This is a genomic window from Paraburkholderia silvatlantica (assembly GCF_003096715.1).
Taxonomy (GTDB): Bacteria; Pseudomonadota; Gammaproteobacteria; order Burkholderiales; family Burkholderiaceae; genus Paraburkholderia; species Paraburkholderia silvatlantica.
The window spans coordinates 235857-253818 of record NZ_QEOL01000003.1; the positions used below are offsets into that span (position 1 = coordinate 235857).

At 64.2% G+C, this 17962-nt stretch carries 17 protein-coding genes; 12 read left to right on the top strand and 5 right to left on the bottom strand.

The window, feature by feature from the left end; all coding sequences use genetic code 11:
* Positions 1 to 175: 175 nt before the first annotated feature.
* From C7411_RS05495 to C7411_RS05535, 9 genes are all read left to right on the top strand, one after another.
* On the top strand, positions 176 to 601 hold the full coding sequence (locus C7411_RS05495; RefSeq protein WP_110383740.1) for a DUF4399 domain-containing protein: 426 nt from the start codon (positions 176 to 178) through the stop codon (positions 599 to 601).
* Positions 602 to 652: 51 nt separating this feature from the next.
* Positions 653 to 1078 (top strand): DUF4399 domain-containing protein, encoded by a 426-nt coding sequence (locus tag C7411_RS05500; protein WP_110383739.1) that lies wholly within the window; start codon positions 653 to 655, stop codon positions 1076 to 1078.
* A gap of 323 nt (positions 1079 to 1401) precedes the next feature.
* Positions 1402 to 1671 (top strand): hypothetical protein, encoded by a 270-nt coding sequence (locus tag C7411_RS05505; RefSeq protein ID WP_243413057.1) that lies wholly within the window; start codon positions 1402 to 1404, stop codon positions 1669 to 1671.
* Between the two features lie 171 nt (positions 1672 to 1842).
* A complete protein-coding gene (locus C7411_RS05510) occupies positions 1843 to 3267 on the top strand; it encodes an efflux transporter outer membrane subunit (RefSeq protein ID WP_373682573.1) in 1425 nt (474 codons plus the stop codon).
* Between the two features lie 177 nt (positions 3268 to 3444).
* Positions 3445 to 5307 carry an FHA domain-containing protein gene (locus C7411_RS05515; protein ID WP_110383737.1) on the top strand — a complete coding sequence of 621 codons (1863 nt, stop codon included), beginning with the start codon at positions 3445 to 3447 and terminating at the stop codon, positions 5305 to 5307.
* Between the two features lie 22 nt (positions 5308 to 5329).
* A complete protein-coding gene (locus tag C7411_RS05520; RefSeq protein WP_110383918.1) occupies positions 5330 to 6715 on the top strand; it encodes a beta-barrel domain-containing protein in 1386 nt (461 codons plus the stop codon).
* Positions 6716 to 6763: 48 nt separating this feature from the next.
* The gene (locus C7411_RS05525; protein WP_110383736.1) at positions 6764 to 7516 is read left to right on the top strand and encodes a peptidylprolyl isomerase; all 753 of its coding nucleotides are present in this window, start codon (positions 6764 to 6766) and stop codon (positions 7514 to 7516) included.
* A gap of 18 nt (positions 7517 to 7534) precedes the next feature.
* Entirely contained in the window at positions 7535 to 10606 is a 3072-nt protein-coding gene (locus C7411_RS05530) for a peptidase domain-containing ABC transporter (RefSeq protein ID WP_110383735.1), read from the top strand.
* Positions 10603 to 11922: a sigma-54 interaction domain-containing protein gene (locus C7411_RS05535; protein WP_110383734.1), complete on the top strand. Its 1320-nt coding sequence runs from the start codon at positions 10603 to 10605 to the stop codon at positions 11920 to 11922. The genes C7411_RS05530 and C7411_RS05535 overlap by 4 nt, the downstream gene beginning before the upstream one ends.
* Positions 11923 to 12036: 114 nt before the next feature.
* Here C7411_RS05535 and C7411_RS05540 read toward each other — a convergent pair whose 3' ends face one another.
* Both C7411_RS05540 and C7411_RS05545 read right to left on the bottom strand, forming a co-directional pair.
* The gene (locus tag C7411_RS05540; protein WP_110383733.1) at positions 12037 to 12795 is read right to left on the bottom strand and encodes a PP2C family protein-serine/threonine phosphatase; all 759 of its coding nucleotides are present in this window, start codon (positions 12793 to 12795) and stop codon (positions 12037 to 12039) included.
* Positions 12796 to 12824: 29 nt separating this feature from the next.
* Complete coding sequence (locus tag C7411_RS05545) at positions 12825 to 13118, bottom strand: hypothetical protein (protein WP_110383732.1); 294 nt, start codon at positions 13116 to 13118, stop codon at positions 12825 to 12827.
* Positions 13119 to 13593: 475 nt separating this feature from the next.
* Between C7411_RS05545 and C7411_RS05550 the strand changes: the two genes are divergently transcribed.
* Together C7411_RS05550 and C7411_RS05555 are read left to right on the top strand one after the other, a co-directional pair.
* Positions 13594 to 14061, top strand: coding sequence for a lecithin retinol acyltransferase family protein (locus C7411_RS05550; RefSeq protein ID WP_110383731.1), 468 nt, complete (start codon positions 13594 to 13596; stop codon positions 14059 to 14061).
* A gap of 56 nt (positions 14062 to 14117) precedes the next feature.
* Entirely contained in the window at positions 14118 to 14360 is a 243-nt protein-coding gene (locus C7411_RS05555; RefSeq protein WP_110383730.1) for a hypothetical protein, read from the top strand.
* A gap of 2 nt (positions 14361 to 14362) precedes the next feature.
* Here the strand turns inward: C7411_RS05555 and C7411_RS05560 are convergent, their stop codons facing one another.
* From C7411_RS05560 to C7411_RS05570, 3 genes are all read right to left on the bottom strand, one after another.
* Positions 14363 to 14578 carry a hypothetical protein gene (locus C7411_RS05560; protein ID WP_133253616.1) on the bottom strand — a complete coding sequence of 72 codons (216 nt, stop codon included), beginning with the start codon at positions 14576 to 14578 and terminating at the stop codon, positions 14363 to 14365.
* Positions 14579 to 14705: 127 nt separating this feature from the next.
* The gene (locus C7411_RS05565; RefSeq protein ID WP_110383728.1) at positions 14706 to 14978 is read right to left on the bottom strand and encodes a hypothetical protein; all 273 of its coding nucleotides are present in this window, start codon (positions 14976 to 14978) and stop codon (positions 14706 to 14708) included.
* Positions 14979 to 15062: 84 nt separating this feature from the next.
* A complete protein-coding gene (locus C7411_RS05570; protein WP_110383727.1) occupies positions 15063 to 15335 on the bottom strand; it encodes a hypothetical protein in 273 nt (90 codons plus the stop codon).
* A gap of 535 nt (positions 15336 to 15870) precedes the next feature.
* Here C7411_RS05570 and C7411_RS05575 point away from each other — a divergent pair.
* Complete coding sequence (locus C7411_RS05575) at positions 15871 to 17955, top strand: serine/threonine protein kinase (protein WP_110383726.1); 2085 nt, start codon at positions 15871 to 15873, stop codon at positions 17953 to 17955.
* The last annotated feature ends 7 nt before the right edge of the window (positions 17956 to 17962 follow it).

The window sequence follows — 17962 nt, forward strand, 5'->3', positions numbered from 1 at the left end:
GCGCACAACTACAAAATAGCACGCACGCCGCGCGATGCAGTAACTGGGTGGCATCCACACGCGCCGCGCCGATTTATCTCCATCCGCTTGAATCCGTCCTAAGCTGTAGAACACGCACCGAACTCCAAAGCCGCCTGCTGTCTGCCGAACAGTCTGCCGAACAAGGAGCACGAAGATGCAACGAAGAGCAACCCTGTTGGCCTTGGCAGCGGCTGTTCTGATGCCGCGCCTCGCGTTTGCCGAGCGCACCCCGTCGCCGCCCGGCGCGGAGGTCTACATCATCTGGCCGCCGGACGGCGCGACGATTCCCACCGGCAAGTTCTGGGTGCGCATGGGCCTGCGCAACATGGGCGTCTGCCCCAAGGGGATCAACAAGGCGAACACGGGCCATCATCACTTGCTCATCGACACCGACCTGCCACCGCTCGATCAGCCGATCCCGTCGGATCGCAATCATTTGCATTTCGGCGCGGGCGAGACGGAAGCCCGGGTCGAACTTCCGCCGGGCAAGCACACGCTGCAGTTGCTGATGGGCGACTACAACCACGTGCCGCACGATCCGCCGGTGTACTCGAAGAAGATCACGGTCACGGTCAAGTAGCGCAGGACATCCGTCTTTAGCCGCAGCGCAAAAGAAGCGGGAGTGCACGCCATGAACAGGTTCCTCGTTTTTGCTGCCAGCCTCGTGCTGCTCGCGGGCGGCGCGGCGCATGCAGGCACGACGCCGGCCGACCCGAACGCGCACGTGTATATCGGCTGGCCCAACGACGGCCAGGCGATGCCGGCCGGGCGGCCATTTCGCGTCTGGTTCGGCCTGCGCAACATGGGCGTGGCGCCTGCGGAGGTCGAGTTTCCCAACACGGGGCACCACCATCTGCTCGTCGATACGGACCTGCCGCCGATGGATCAGCCCATTCCATCCGATCGCAACCACCTGCACTTCGGCGCCGGCCAGACCGAAACCATGCTTCAGTTGCCGCCGGGCAAGCATACGCTGCAGCTGCTGATGGGCGATGCGCACCACGTACCGCACAACCCGCCTGTGTACTCGAAGAAAATCACCATCTACGTTAAGTGATCCATACGATCCGGTCGCGCGCCCCAGCGATATACGAACGTTTGCGACGCTTTCACGTCGCCGCGCGAAGCCCTGTTCGCAGCGCGCCAACATAAGTCGATCGACGAGTTGGCGCACGCCCGTCACAACGTACGGCGCGCGTGCGCCACGCGCCGCTCCCGAGACTCCCCGGCATTCCAGAACGATCCTTATGCAACGGGCGTTGCGCGGGCGTGCGCCCGCACGCTCGCGCAGCTGGCACGCCTCATGCCTTGTTGGACCCGAGCCCGCAACCATGCAGCTCAAAACCCCAACACTGTTGCATCCATCTCTGGAGAACTGCCATGAGCAAGCTGATGATCGCCGACCTGTGCGTCGCACAAGAACTCGACCGCCGTGAAATGAGCGCCGTGCGCGGCGGCCTGGGCCTGTGGCCCGTCTACTACCCGACGATGCCGAGTGTGAAGGTCGACTCCACCAACTTCACCGCATCGCAGTTGATCGGCCAGACGAACACCATCCTGTCCAACACGGGCAACGACGTGGCGTTCGTGAACAACCTCCACGCTTCGACCAACCCCGTGCAAACGGCTCACAACACGATCAACTTCTGATCGTGCTGCCAGCCGTGGAGGCTTATCCGCCTCCACGGCGCCGCCTTCCACCGCATCCGTTGCACACCGCTTCTGCGCCGCGACCTTCGCCGCCTTTCCCTCGAGGAGTCGATCGTGAACACACCGCACTCGTCGTCCGCCGCACATGCAGGCCGCGGCGCGTCGCACTGGCTGGCCCGCGTCGCCGGAACGGCCGGGTTGTGTGCCGTGGCGCTGTGCGGCTGCACGGATCTGAGTACGCCTGCGTACCGGCGCCCGGACATGCCTGCGAAGGACGCCTGGGCGCATACGAGCCGCACGTTTTCCGCGGCCGATACGGTCAATCCGCGGTGGTGGAAAGCGTTCGACGATCCCTACCTGAATACACTCATAGAAAAGGCGATTGCGGGCAATGTCGATATCCGGGTACTGGCTGCGCGCATTGGCGTGGCCGGCGCGCAGATCGGGGAAGTGCAGGCCGGTGCGCTTCCCACGGTCGACGCGGGCGCGGGTATCGACTATGAGAAGAGCACGGGGCTAGCGCTCTCGAAGACCTATAACGTCGCCACTCAGGTGAACTGGGACATCGATATCTGGGGCAAAGTCGAAAAAAGCGTGCAGGCCCAAAAGGCCGAGTATCACGCTAGCGAAGCGGATTGGCGTGCAGGCTATTTGACGCTCGTTGCGAATGTGGCGAGCACTTATTTCCAGATCCTCCAGTTCGACGACCAGATCCGCGATGAGGAAGACACGCTCAAAAGGAACAAGCAGATTCTCACCATTTACCAGCAGATGTACGCAAACGGCGTCGCGCCCAAAACCGAAGTGCTGCGCCAGAGCGCGGAAGTCAACGGCGTGACCAACGAACTGCTGGAACTGCACCGTGAACGCGACACGGCCGAAAACGCGCTTGCCACGCTGGTCGGCGTGCCCGCGGGCGAGTTCAAGGTGCCGTCAGGCCAGTTGCGCGAGCGCGTGAAGCTGCCGGACGTGCCTATGGGCTTGCCCGCGCAGCTGCTGGGGCGCCGCCCCGACGTGGTGGCTGCGCAGTACCGCATTCTCGAATCGTATGACGAAGTCGGCTCCGCGCGGCTCGCGCAATTGCCGACCATCAGTCTCACGGGCCGCGCCGGCACAGCCGCATTCTCGCTCTCCGATCTGTTCAAGGTATTCACGCTGAGCTTCATGCCGAGCATCGATTTCCCGATGTTCGACCCCGGCGTGCATGCCCATATCAAGACGACGGAGGCCCAGAGCAAGGTGGCCGAAGAGCAGTATCGCCAGGTGGTGTTTACGGCGTTCGAAGAGGTCGAGAACGCGCTCGTGAACCTCGACGCGCATAAAAAGCAGCGCATCGAATTGCTGCAGCAGAACGAGCGCCTGCGCACCGTCGCGGCGCAGGTCGAGGCGCAGTTGAAGGAGGGGCTCGTGTCGCAGCTCGAAGTATTGGAGTCCGAACGTTCGCTCGCTAACGCGGAACAGTCGCTTCTCGCCAACCATGAGCTGATCCTGAGCGACACCGTCACCCTCTACAAGGCGATCGGCGGCGGCTGGCCCGACGTCGATGTCGCCAACGTGGCCTCGAGTTCCGCTGTGTCGGCGGCGCCCGTCAAGTGAGCGCGTTCGATGCGACGGGCCGCGTCGGTTGTTTGACTCCAGCCAACAGTCGCCTACACTTTTCTCACATCCCGATCGCCATGTGCAAGGCGCACGGCTTCACACGGAGAGTCAGTGCGCACGCGGCGCTTGCGCCACGCGCGGCCTGGCTGACAACTGCTGATCGCTGGCGGAATCATGGTGCCTGACGCCGCTTCCATTGCCGAAAGCCAGACCTCGCTCGACCGGACGTTCGATATCGTGCTGCGGCCGATATCGCATGCGGAATTGGGCGAAATCCGCATCGACAAGGATCTTTTCGCAGTCGGGCGGACACAGCCGCCTTTTGCCGCGGCGCGGCCCGAGGTCGTGGTCGATGTCTCGCGCCGTCACGCGCGCATTTTCCGCGAGGGCGCAGCGGCGTATGTGGCCGACCTGGGCAGCAAGAACGGCACTGCGGTCAATGGTGTCGAAGTCACCCAGAAGCCCCACGTGCTCAACGACGGCGACGAACTCAGCTTTGCCGGCGCGCTCGCGTTTCGGGTGAGCTTCGCGCCGCGTACGGTGCGCGCGCCCGCGCGGGCGACCGTCGTGACGCTGACGCCCGAGCGCGCCGATCTCGGGTTGCAGCAGATCGTCGTCACGAGTTTTCCGTTTCTGGTCAGCAAGGCCGACGAGACGTTCTCGCAGTACCACGACGCGTATCCGCATCAGGTGAACTATTTGTCGCGGCGTCACGCGCACATCTACGCCGAAGACGACGCGATGTACGTCGAGGACCTGGGCAGCACCAATGGCACGTTCCTCGACGGACAGCGTCTGGATGATCACGCAGTCAAGCTCGAGGACGGCCAGCGGATCGCATTTGGCGGCGAGCACTTCGTCTACCGGGTCGGTCTCGAAAGCACGAGTGGAAGCGATGCCACCGTAACGGCGACGCGCGAGCGCCGCGCAGCGGTGCTCGCCGAAGACGCCGACCGCACGACCTTCATTGGCAGCGCGCACTCGTTTCTCGACATTTTCTGCACGCCTCCCACGCCCGCGCAGGACGACGAAATCAACCCCGATGCGCCGCAACCCGTGCCGGAACCGGGCCTCGACGCGCGCCGCCGGCGCGGCAGGATCGAGGTGTTCCTGGGCGAGCTGAGCGAAGCGCTGGGCGGCAGCGGGAAGATCAACATGGGCGCGTTCGCACGCTGGGGGGGCGGCGCGATTGCCGTGATCCTCGCGCTCGTCGCGCTGACGTATTTCCAGGGCGCGCCGCAGCGCGACATGCAGGCGTTGCTTACGAGCGGACAGTTCGAAAGCGCGGCCCGCATGGCCGATCAATATCTCACGCGCCACCCGAACGACAGCACGTGGCGCGCGATGGGGACGGAAGCGCTCATCAAGGCGAACGTGCCCGACTGGGTTGCCGCGATCAACGCGCGCGCATTCGACCGTGCGCGTGCCATCGTGGAAGACATGCGTACGCTCGCGCGCCACAATCCGGACGCCGCACCGCTCGTGGAAGACATCGGCTGGATCGGGGCGCTGCATTCGTTCGTAGAGGGACGGGGCGGCCCGCAGGCACCGATTCGCATCTATCGCGACGAAGCGCCGATTCATGCGCTGACGAGCCGCTGGAACGACGACCCCGGCGAGCATCAACGCGCATTCGACCGGATCTCGGCCTATGTGCCGGCGTTTGCCGCCGTGTATGCGGATTCGCTGAGCCACTTGCGCAAGCTGCAGAGCGACGATTCGGTATACGTGGCCGCGCTCGATCGCATCCAGCAGGCAATCGACAGTGCACTTGCGAGCGACCGCTTCGACGCGCTCACGGCGATGCTGAGCGACTATGCGCAGCGCTATCCGCGCCTTGCCGGGCTCGATGCCGTGCGCGCCGACGTCGACCAGTATCAACAGATCGACAGCGAGGCGCACGCGGGCCATGTGCAGGCGGTGCGAGACCGCCTGGCCGCCGCTCACTTCGCCACGCCGCCGTTCGCGGCGCATGCGGGCGCGCTCGAAAAGCTTGCGCTGGCGGGAGGGCATGGTGAATCCGCGCCAGTTCATTGAGCGCCTGCGCAAGGCACCCGGCATGCTTGGGGGGCATGCCGCGCCCGAGCCGCCGCGGCCGCTTGGCGAAGCGCTGGGCGACCACAGCGAGGAAGGCGTGGCGATCCTCACCGCGCGCCCGTGGCGCCTCATCGAAGCCACGATCATCACGATGGTCGCGCTCGTGGTGTGCGGCCTCCTGTGGTCGTTCGTCGGCCGCGCCGATGTCATCGTGAGCGCGCAGGGGGCGCTTGCCCCGGAATCCGAAGTGCGCCGCATTTACGCGCCGGTGGATGGGGAACTCGTGGATATCTATATCGCCGAAGGTCAGCCCGTGGAGAAGGACGACGTCGTAGGCCGCATCAACGCGCGCGGCGCGATCCAGGCGGCGACCAATGCACTCGACGCGCGCCTGAAGCTCGACGACGCCGAGCGCGACTGGAAGGAGTTCCCCGAGAAAAAGGCGCTCATGGAGCGCAAGGCCGAGGCGCTCAAGGCGCAGATGGACGTGGAGGCGCATCTGCACGAAACGCGCGTAGCAGAAGGCACCAGCAAGCTTCAGCAGGCCGAAAACGCCCAGCTCGACGAAGCGCGCGGCAATATCGACAACGCGCGCCACGTGCGCGATCTCGCGAAAGAAGATCAGGACAAGTACGAGCGCCTGTTCGCGCTGCCCGGCGGCGGCGGGGTGTCGCAAAGCCAGGTCGAGGAAAAGCGCAGCGCGTTCCTGCAGGCCGATAACAACTACCGGATCGCGCAGGCGCGGCTCAGCGAACTGCAGGCGCAAACGAGCCACGAGTTCGCCCAGGCGAAGGCGCAGCTCGAAGGCAGCGCCGGGCAGCTCACGTCGCTGCGCATCGAATACGACGCGACGGAGCGCGAAATCGCCAATACCGAGGACAAGCTGCGCCTGCAGGTGCAAACTGCCCGGCTGGCCGCCGACGCGGCGGCGCGCATCCGCTTCGAGAACATCGACAAGGACAACTTCCTGCTCGTGCTCGCGCCGGTCTCGGGCGTGATTACGGACGTGACGACGACCCAGCCCGGCGACAAGATCCAGGCGAACACGCCGCTAGGGGGCATTGCGCCGGCCAACGCCCGCCCGGTCGTGAAGGTGGCGATCGCGGAGCAGGACCGCGCGTTCCTGCACGAAGGCTTGCCCGTCAAGCTGAAATTCAACGCGTTTCCGTACCAGCGCTATGGCGTGGTGGACGGCACGCTGGAATATATTTCGCCGACCACGAAGCCGCAGGCGCAGACGAAGGAGCCGGTCTACGAGGGGCGCGTGCGTCTCGCGCGCGATCATTTTTCGATTGGGGGCGCGACGTATCCGCTGCGCTACGGCATGACGGCAACCGCCGAGATCGTGGTGCGCGAGCGGCGCCTGATCGATTTCGCGCTGGACCCTTTCCGGCAGATCGCTGGCTGAAGACGCTAACCAGTTCAGTATTCGGGAATCAGAACTCAGGGGAACGCAATGACGACAATCGTACGGATCGACGATGAAGCGATCGGCACGGATGATTTCATCCGCGTGCTGAAACTCACGGGGCAGTTCGAAAGCCTGGTCGAACAGCAGGTGCGCGACCGGCTGACAGTCATCGCCGCGAAGAAAATGGGCGTGAAGGTGGAGCCCGACGAGATCCAGCAACGGGCCGACCAGTTTCGCCGCGTGCGTGGGCTGCACCGCGCGGTGGACATGAATCGCTACCTGGACGTGTTCGGTATCAGCCTCGATGAATTCGAGCGCTTCATTACCGACACGCTCTATCAGGAGAAGACCTTCAACCTGATCTGCAACGACGAGGCGGTCGAAAGCTATTTCAAGCTCAATTCGCCGAAATTCGACAGCATCGAAGTGAGCCATATCGTGGTGGATTCGGAAGGCAAGGCGCGCGAGGTCATGTCGATTCTGGAGGACGAGCCGCAGGCGTTCGGCGAAATGGCGCGCGAGCACTCGATCGCGGACACGAGCGAGCGCGGCGGGGTGATCGGCAAGGTGCTGCGCGGGTCGTTGAAGACCGACATCGAGGCGAAGGTGTTCAATGCGCAGGTCGGCGACCTGCTCGGTCCGTTTCCCGCGCCGGACGGTTCGTTCTTCGAAATCTTCTGCGTGACGGCAAAGCATCCGGCGTCGCTCGAAGCAGACGTGTCTTCCGAAGTGCGGCGGCTATTGCGCGAAGAGTGGCTCGCGGAGCGCGCGCAAGAACATATCATCGACGCGCACTGAGCGCGCAGAGCCACGCAGATGGACACCCAGGCGCCCGCACCGGCTAGCGTGCCGTCGCTAGCGGATTTTCTCGCATCGGTCGAACCGCTCTCGCTCTTTTCGCGCGAAGAACTCGACCGTCTGACCGCTCAGGTGCAAACGCACAGCTACGCATTCGGCGACACGCTTTGCAAGCGCGGCGAGCCCGCAGCCGGACTCTATGTGATCCGCTCGGGCTCCGTGCGGCTCATCGCCGAAGAACGCGGCAAGGAAATGAGCCTCGGCGTGCGCAAGGAACGCGAAGTGTTCGGCGAAATCGCCATGCTGCGCGATTACTGGCACGAGGTGTCGGTGCGCGCTTCCGCGAAGACGGAGGTGCTTTGCATCCCGCGCGCGGCGCTCGAACCGCTGCTGGCCGCGAATCCGGCCGCGCAGTCGTTCGTGACGAGCTATGTGGCGATCAGCTCCGCAGGCGGCTTCGTCACACGGCTTTTCGACCTGCGCGGCAAGCTTTCCCGCGCCGAACTCGAAGAGTATGTGTCGAGCGTGGGCGTCAAGCGCGTGGGCGCGGGCAAGGAGATCATCCATCAAGGCGCCGGTGGCGATACGCGCCTGTATGTCGTGCGTCAGGGCGAGGTCAGTATTGCGCGCGAGGAGGACGGCAGCGTCTATCGGATCGCGAAACTCGGCGCGGGGGAGATCTTCGGCGAACGCGCGTGCCTGCTTCGGCAGGATCAGCCCGCGACCGTCACGGCGCTCACCGATGTACGGCTGCTCGTGATTCCCGAGAAGACCGTGCATTTCATGCTGGAGCGCAACCCGAAGCTGCGCGAGGTGCTGGAAGAGCGCGTGCGCTTCAACGAGCGCGAATTGCAGCGGCAGAAGAAGCTCGCCGAGCGCCGCAGCCGGCCCGTTGCCGTGGACAGCGGGGCGGACGCGGCCTTCAGCGAACGCGTGATCAAACGCTTCGTGCTGGTCGAGCAGGCCGAGGAGATGGATTGCGGCGCGGCATGCCTCGCCATGATCTGCCGGCATTACGGCATTCCCATGACGCTCGGCAAGCTGCGCGACCTCGCGAACGTGACGACGCAGGGCGCGACGCTGGACAGTCTCGCGCGCACCGGCGAGGCGCTCGGCTTCACCACGCGCGGCGTGCAGTGCACGTACGAAGCCCTGCAAGGTTTCGAGCTGCCCTTCATCGCGCATTGGGAGGGCTACCACTATATCGTCGTGTACGGCGTGTCGAAGCAATGGGTGAGGGTGGCCGACCCGGCGCTCGGCTTTCGCAAGCTGAGCGTCGAAGCGTTCGAGCGCGGCTGGAGCGGCACGTGCCTGCTGTTTACCGCGGGCGAAACCACCGGCGCGCAGGCGGCGACGCGCTCGCCGTGGGTGCGCTTCATCGGATATCTGTTGCCTTACCGGAAAATACTCGCCTACCTGTTTCTCGCGACCTTCGTGATCCAGTTGCTGGGCGTGGTGCCGCCGCTCATCATCCAGAACATTCTCGACAGCGTGATCGTTCACCAGAACGTGAGCCTGCTGCATCTCCTGATCGTGGGGCTCATTATTTCGCACGTGTTTACGCAGCTCATGACGACGATACGCGCGCATCTGGCAAATTTCATGGTGCGCAGTCTCGACTTCGCGATGATGTCGCAGTTCTTCAAGCACACCATGTCGCTGCCGTTCTCGTTTTTCGCGCGGCGTAAAACCGGCGATATCTTCGCGCGCTTTCAGGAAAACCAGACGATACGCGCATTTCTGACCGAATCGACCGTGACCACGGCGCTCAACCTGCTGATGATCTTCATCTACTTCACGATCATGTTCCTCTACAACGTGAAGCTGACGCTGCTGCTGATCGCGTTCGTGATTCCTGTCATGGCGCTCACCGCGCTTGCCACGCCGCGCATCAAGCGCTACGCGCGCGAGGTCTTTGCCGTGTCCACCGACGCGCGCTCGATGTTGATGGAGACGCTTGGCGGCGTCGAAACCGTGAAGGGCATGGGGATAGAAAGAGCGGTGCGCCTGAAGTGGGAGCGCAAGTACGCGAAGTCGCTCGAAGTACAGTATCGCGCGCAGGCGTTCAATATACTCGTCGGTCTCGGCAGCCAGCTGCTCAACGCGGCGACCACGATCGTGATTCTGTGGGCGGGCGCCACGCTCGTGCTCGATCAGGAGTTGAGCATCGGCCAGCTCATTGCGTTCAACGCGTTCATGGGCAGCGTGCTCGCGCCTCTCATGGGTCTCGTCGGGCTCTGGAGCCTCATGAACGACGCGGCGGTCGCAATGGAGCGGCTAGGCGACGTGCTCGACATCGAGCCCGAGCAGAAGCCCGCCGACCTCGGTTCGCGCGTGCTGCTTCCCGACCTGCAGGGCGACATTGAATTCGAAGGCGTGTATTTCCGCTATGGCGGCAGCGAAACGCCATACGTGCTGGAAAACATCAGCTTTTCGGTGGGGCGCGGCCAGATGGTGGCGATCGTGGGGCGCAGCGGCTCCGGCAAGACGACGCTCGCGAAGCTGCTGGTGGGCTTCTACGCGCCGACCGAAGGCAAGATCAACGTGGACGGCTACGACATGGGCGCGATCGACCACGCTTACTTTCGCGCCCAGGTGGGCTACGTGATGCAGACGAACCTCGTGTTCTCCGGCACGATCGCCGAGAACATCGCGTGCGGCGATGCAACGCCGGACTGGCGGCGTATGGAGGAAGTGGCGCGCATGGCCGATGCGCACGCGTTCATCAGCAAATTGCCGCTCGGCTACGAGCAGGTGGTGGGCGAGCGCGGCATGGGCCTTTCGGGCGGGCAGATCCAGCGCCTTTGCATTGCGCGTGCGCTCTATCACGATCCGCGCCTGCTCGTGTTCGACGAAGCCACCTCGTCGCTCGACACGCAGTCGGAAAGCAACATCCTCTCGAACATGCACGACATACTGCAGGGCCGAACTGCGCTCATCATCGCGCACCGGCTGAGCACCATCATGCGGGCGGACAAGATCCTTGTGCTCTACGAAGGGGCGATCGTCGAGCAGGGGCGGCACGAAGAACTCGTCGAGCGCAAGGGTATGTATTACCAGCTCGTTCAAAAGCAGCTGGGGGCGTCATGAAACTCTTCGACCCGCACGGATTCGGCAGCTCGGTTGTGTCATATGCGGGGCTGCTCGAAAAGATCGAGATCCTGCGCTCCACGCTGCGCTGGGCGCCGCGGCTCGAGCGCACCGACATCGAAAAGCTCTTGAGCCAGTCTAACGCGCTGCGCGACGAAGTCATGCAACTCTCGCGCAAGGAGCGCTTCGTCGAGGCGGCGGCCGAGGCGCCTGAAGCGCTCGATGCATTGGCACGGCCGGACGCGCTCACGCCCAGCGCACACCGGCGGCGCGAGGCGTTGATGGAGCGCAGTTTCATATTCGAGGGCATATTCGGCGACAACCCGAAGCTGCTCGCCGCGCTGGAGATCGCGGAGAAGGCGGCGCCGACCGACTTGCCTGTGCTGATCGACGGCGAAAGCGGTACGGGCAAGGAGTTGATGGCGAAGGTGATCCACGCCAATGGCGCACGCGCCGACCGGCCATACATCTCGGTGAACTGTGGCGCGATCCCCGAGAACCTGCTCGAATCGGAGCTGTTTGGGCATCGCAGAGGGGCGTTCACAGGGGCGTCGAGCGATCGCAAAGGGAAGTTCGAAAGCGCGCATACAGGGACGATCTTTCTGGACGAGATCGGCGAGTTGCCCCTTCAGGGGCAGGTGAAGCTGCTGCGTGTGCTCGAATCGCACGAGATTCAGCGCGTGGGCTCCGATGAACCGATTGGGGTCGACACGCGCATTGTTGCCGCGACGAATCGAAACCTGCGCGAACTTGCGGCGCAAGGACAATTTCGCGAGGATCTCTTTTATCGGCTGAGCGTGATTCATGTCACGCTGCCTGCGCTGCGTGAGCGCAACGATGAAATTCCGCTGCTCATTGCCTATTTCGGCGATGAGGCTGCCGGGCAGCTTAAACGCCGGCCTGTGAAGCTCACGCCCAAGCTGCGTGATTTCCTGCTGACATATGCTTATCCGGGGAATATTCGCGAGCTGCGCAATCTGGTTTATCGGATTTCGTGCCTTGCGGGTGAGACGGCCGATATCGAGCATCTGCCCGATGATATTCGGCCTAAGCCTGCTGCGCTGGCTTTACGGGTGGTGGAGGCTGAGGCGGCCGGCGTGCCGCTGTCGCTGAGCGATGCCAAGCGCGCGGCGAGCGATGAGGCCGAGCGGGCGTTTCTCGAGCGCGGGTTGCAGGAAACGGGGGGGACAGTGGCGGAGCTTGCGAGGCGGTGCGATATGAATCGGTCGCATTTGCAGATGCTGCTCAAGAAGCATGGGATTCACTCGAAGGATTTTCGGCATGCCGAGAAGGCGAGTCATGCGAAGGAGTCTTGAAGACTTGGTCTTTGGTTGGGTGTTTTTTTGCGGTTCCTCCGCGGTTTGGGTTTTTCTTGAATTCGCGTCCCGACGCGAATTCAAGGAAAGGCCAAAAGCACAAAAAAACAAACCCTACCGCCCGACAGCAGGATTAACAAGCGTCCGATCCGACGCCCCGGGATCATCCACCCTCACGACCACAGCAGTGATGTTATCGCGCCCCCCCGCCTGCAAGGCCATCTCAACGAGCAAATCAGTTGCATGCAGGCAATCCCCACCCTCGAGCGCACGCGCTATCTCAGGCGCCTGCACTTCATTGCTCAGGCCGTCGCTGCACAGCAAAAAGAGGTCTCCGTCGCGCACGACGATGCGGCCTTCGTCGAGATCGAGCCAGTCCGCCGCACCGACGGCCCGTGTTATCAAATGCTGCGATGGATGGTGGCGCGCCGCTTCGGCGCTCAAGTGCCCCTGCGCCTGCAGCTCCGCAACGTAGCTATGGTCCGTCGTGAGCGGCTCGAGCTGCGCATCGCGATACAGATAGATGCGGCTGTCGCCCGCCCATAACCAGCCAAATTCGCGCCCCTTCGCCATCAGCACGGCAACGGTGCTGCCTATCATGCGAACCCCGCGCCGCGCCGCTTCTTCGCGCAACTGGTGATTCACCGTCTGCAGCGTGGCGCGCGCGGTGGCCGTAAAGCTGGTGAGCGTGTTGGGCACGGCAAAGCCCCCGAGCGCGCGCACGATCATGCCACTGGCGAGATCGCCCGCCGTGTGCCCGCCCATGCCGTCGGCCACTGCCCACAAGCCCTTCTGGGGCAGATCGAGACACGCATCTTCGTTGAGCGCCCGCACACGGCCTACGTCCGTACGCGATGCCGAGCTCCATAACATTCCGCCTGTCACGGTCGAGCCCCCATAGGCTACGCGACGAGTCCGTTATTCTTGCCGTTCTGGCCCACGCTCACGGTCACGTTCGAGTTCGATGCCGAATTGGTCACGTCAAGCGTCTGGTACTGATTGACGACCTGATTCGCGTAGAACGTGTTGTTGGTCTGGTAGAGGTTGATGACGGGGCCGAGCGGCGAAGGCTGCGCGGGCTCGTAAGGCTGTATCCAGCCGAATACCCACGGCGCGCCCGCGCCCCGGATGAACGACATGGCCTTGCGGTCGAGATCGCATTGCAGGTGAAGGTCGGTGATGGCGAGCGAGGTCATGACAGGTCTCCGTCAAGATGATGGCCGCGGGCGCGCGGCGTTCCGACCACATCTTGCAAGCAGCATGCCATTTTTCGGCGAATCGCGGCGCTCGCGCGCCATAGCCCCGTGAGGCTTGTCCCACTGACGTCGCACTCGCGCAGCGCCTTGTGCGAGTACCGGGCCGCGCGGGGACGCGGCGCCGTGGTCGTGCACTCGCCAACACGTTGGGTGCCCGTCGTCATCAGGACTCCGACACACACGCAATCCCGCTTCGTGAGCCGGTTTGGCAGCGAACCGATGGTTCGGCACCGACACAATCGAAGCGTTCGAGTTGGTGCCCCGCCGACACACGCGCTCCTCCGGCACGCAAGTTCTCACGCCAAGCCTTATACCGCCGCGATCGGCAGCCTGGCATGTCTGATGCAGGGTAGTTGGCAACCGGCAAACCGTTAGGCAGCGCGGGAAGCCGGCAACCAGCCAGACGGATGCAGCCATGAGCCCCGACCTCCAACCGACGATGCAAACAGACGAACCGCCGCTCGGTGCGCATCTCGTGTCGCGTCGCGCGGGCTACAGCCATCACGGTATCTACGTAGGCGGTGGGCGCGTCGTCCACTACGCCGGTTTGTGCGTGTCGCTGCATCGCGGTCCGATCGAAGAGGTCACGCTCGAACGTTTCGCGGCCGGCTACGAAGTCGCTGTCGTCGCGCATCCGTGCGCGGCCTTCGTGGGCCGCGAAGCCGTGGCGCGTGCGCGCTCGCGTCTCGGCGAAGACCGCTACCGCCTGCTCAGCAACAACTGCGAACACTTCTGCACCTGGTGCGTGGACGGCAAGGGCCGCAGCGACCAGGTCCGCACGTGCATTGCCCACCCGCTGGCCGGCTTGCGCGTGGTGCGCGCGCTGGTTCACGCGCGGCGCATGCAGGCCAGCCGCGACGCGTACGCCGCTCAGGCAGTGTGAACGCCGTTTCCAGTCGAGACCCTGGACACGCATTGCCACCCGCATCGGAGACCATCATGAATTCCGCCGAAACCTCGTTGCGCACCCTCGTCGACAAGTGGCTCGCACCCAACGCGCACGTGCCGGCCCGCGTGGTGCGTTTCAGCCGCACGCAGGAGCAACGGCAGCGCTATGTTTGCGTAGAGGCGGTGCATCCCGCGCGCACGATTGCAATCTTCTTCTTCCGTCACGACGATGGCACGTGGTGCGTATTTCCGCCTGCCAGCACGCGTCCGGCCATGACCGCGCATGCCGCGTGAACTCAACGCAGCAGCGTCGGGCGGGGCCGCGCCGTCGGGACGGTTGCCGGCCCTCGCTGGGCGGGTGAGCCGTCGATCTCCACACGAACGCCGATGAACGGCCGCGGCACGAGTAGCGTGCGTTGCGAGGCGACGCGGGCGCCGCCCACGATCGCGGCCATTGCCTGTCTGTCCAGTTCCACGCTTTCCGGAAGGTCCTTGATGACGATAATGCTCATGGTCTGCTCCACGAGAGCGAATTTGGCTTGTGGGGTGTCGTTTGAGTATAGGCGGTGGCGCGCGGCGCACACAAACAGGCAGACGGCGCCTCGTGGCGCCGTCTGCATTCTCCTGTCGCGGCAGCGGCTAGAACGTCACGCCGGTGTTCGCGTATTGCGAGGGATTGACCTTGAGGTTCAGCGGCCCGAAGCCAGCGCCGATATAACCGACGTTGTTGAGCGCGGCGACGTCGACGATCTGAACCTGCGAGATGTTCTGCACGATGTTCGGCGAGACGGTGATGTTGGCAATCGAGCCGTAGCCGCCGTAGGAACTGCCGTTGCCGCCGCGTACGGCTGTCATGGCGCGGCGGTCTAATGCCGTTCCGGGAGCCAGTTCGCGGATAACGAGGGAACTCATGATGAGCCTCCAGTTGCTGATGAACCCCGGGCAGGCGCGGCACGCGAGTGAACGCAGGGCGCGGCCGCGCCGCCGGCGGGACGATCAGAAGTTGATCGTGTTGTGTGCCGTCTGCACCGGGTTGACCGTCGCGTGGATGTTCTGCGCGAAGGCGACGTCGTTGCCCACGTTGTTCTCGATGGTGTTCGTCTGGCCGATCAACTGCTGGGCGTTGAAGTTCGTCGTGTCGTATTTGAACGACGGCGCCGGGAAGTAGCCGGGCCAGAGGCTCAGGCCGCCACCGCCGCGCACGGCGCTCATTGCCTCGCGGTCGAGTTCTTGCGCGACGCTCAGGTCGGCGATCATCAGCTTGCTCATGACAGTTCTCCAGAAGGGCAGTACAAGGTAGTTGGCAATTGAGCTGCAGTATCTTGCGGGCTCGCTCCTCTTGATGCACAGGCTGTGCCAGCGGCTTCGCGCTTGCCACGCGAACTGCTCGACGCCTTGTGCGACGGGGCTTTGCGGCAAGCCGCCGGGTCTGTGCAGGAGAGGTTGCTGCGCTCGCGCGCGAAAACGCTGATGGTGCAAGCCCAACAGCACGCGGCGAGGCCGTTGGATCCGCCGCAACACGTGCGAGCCATTGAGGGCCTGGTTCAGGCACCGATTGCACTGCGCGTTGCCGCAGATTACTCTTTCATCAGACCTTGTTGCATGGTGGCAAGCGCGTGCGCCGGCTGAGATCACGGTGCGCGCAGATCCGGCGGCGACTCTGTATGCTTTAAAGATGACGAGACCGCGCTGCAGCGGACTCGGCGGGGATCGCGGCAGCAGCCACACGCGGGCGCGATCGTGCGCCGGGAACGTGTGACGCAAAGCGCCTCGGCCATCCTGAAGCTGAGTTGAAGGCATACGAATGATGAGCCTTGCGCAGCTGATCCAGACATTCCAGAGCGGGGCGCTCTCACGCGAGGCGTTCTTCGCCGAGATCGACCACGTGCTCGCGGTCGACGCGGCCAATTGCGCTCGTTTGCGCGAAGCGGTGGACGCGACGCAAACCGTCCATCCGCTGCCCGATGCCGTGTATGCAGAGGTCCTGCGCCGCATCGAACATCGCCAGGACAATGCGGAGGCTGTGGACGACTCCACTCGCATTCACGAAGCCCTCGCCGCCGCGCGTTCCGCCACCACGAGCGACGACGCGGAACACGTGAAGGGGATCGGCGACACGCTCAACGGCCGCTTCGTGCTCGAGGAATGTCTGGGTGTGGGTGGCATGGGCACCGTCTACAAGGCGCTCGATCTGCGCAAGCTGGAAGCTTCGGACCGCAAACCTTATATCGCAATCAAGGTGCTGAATGTGCAGTTCCGCGGTCAGCCGACGTCGCTGATCGCGCTGCAGCGCGAGGCCCGCAAGGCGCAGACGCTCGCGCACCGCAATATCGTCACGGTGTACGACTTCGACCGCGACGGGCCGCTCGTCTACCTCACGATGGAATATCTGTCGGGCAAGCCGCTCAGCAAGCTGCTGCGCGCACCGGGCTTCGCGGGTATGCCATTCGAAAAGGCGCGGCCCATCATTGCGGGGATGGGGCAGGCGCTGGCCTATGCGCATGAGCGCGGTTTCGTCCATTGCGACTTCAAGCCCGCCAACGTATTCCTCACCGATGGCGGCGATGTGAAGGTGATCGACTTCGGCATTGCGCGCGTGTTCCAGCGGCCCGAAGAAGATCCCGACGTCACCGTGTTCGATCCCGCGACGCTCGGCGGCATCACGCCCGCCTATGCGAGCCCGGAGATGTTCGAGCATCGGGAGCCGGACCCGCGCGACGATGTCTATGCGCTTGCCTGTGTGACCTGCGAACTCTTGACGGGCAAGCATCCGTTCAACCGCAAATCGGCCACCCAGGCGCGCAGCGACAAGATGCGCGCCGAGCGGCCGCCGGACCTCGATCGCGGCCAATGGCGCACCTTGAGCGCGGCGCTTTCGTTTGACCGCGCCTCGCGCACGGCGAGCGTCAGTCAGTTTCTCGAGGGCATGGGCGTGCTCACGCATGCGCCTGCTTTTCCGGGCGCCCGGGTCGGTGCCATTGGCGCGGGGGCGGTCGTCGTCGCTGCCGGGCTATGGGTCGGGTATCGAGTGCTTTCCGGACATGGGCAAACGGGCGCAGGACCCTCCATGGTCGCCATGGCGCCCGCTAGTGCGCCGAAGGCGGCTTCGGAGGCGCCGGCCTCGCCGGTGCTTGCTGCCGCGCCGGCAGCGGTCGTCGCGAGCGTGCCTGCAGCGGTTCCTGCATCGAGCGCACCGGTGGCCGACGCGGCGTCGGTCGCTGCGCTGAACGCGACGCTCGCGCGTATTCCGTGCTCGGCGCTTGCCGCGTCGCTACCCGGGCACGTGGTCCAGGTGCGTGGCTTTGCCAATACGGGGGAGAACATGGCGCACGTTCACGACGCGCTCGCGCAAACGCCTGGAGGGCAGGCCGCAAAACTCGACGTGACTGCGGTGGAGAACCACAATTGCGAAGTGGTGAGCGCATTCGCGCCATATTGGCGCGCCAACCATCTGGCGGGCGGCGGTGCGACGATCCATACCCGGCCACTCGACGCACGCCTGACGCAGGGCATGCCGCTCATCGTCGATATCACGACGCCGCATTACGAGTCATACGTCAACGTGGATTATTTCGCGCTCGACGGGAGTGTCGTCCATCTTGTTCCCAGCAACGTCGAGCGCGACAACCAGGCGCCGCCCGGGTTCTCGGCGACGGTCGGAGGATCGGGATACTGGCTCGTGGACAAGCCGTTCGGCACGGAGATGATCGTCTTGCTGATTACGCCGGCGCCGTTGTTCGACGGGCTGCGTCCGGCTTCGGAGTCCCGCGCGGCCTATCTGGCGGCGGTGGAGCAGCAGTTGAAGCAGATGGAAGCGCACTACGGCACAGGGCATATCGCTGCCGATTTCGTGCAGATCACCACGCATGCGCGCGGTGAACCGCAGTAGTGCACCA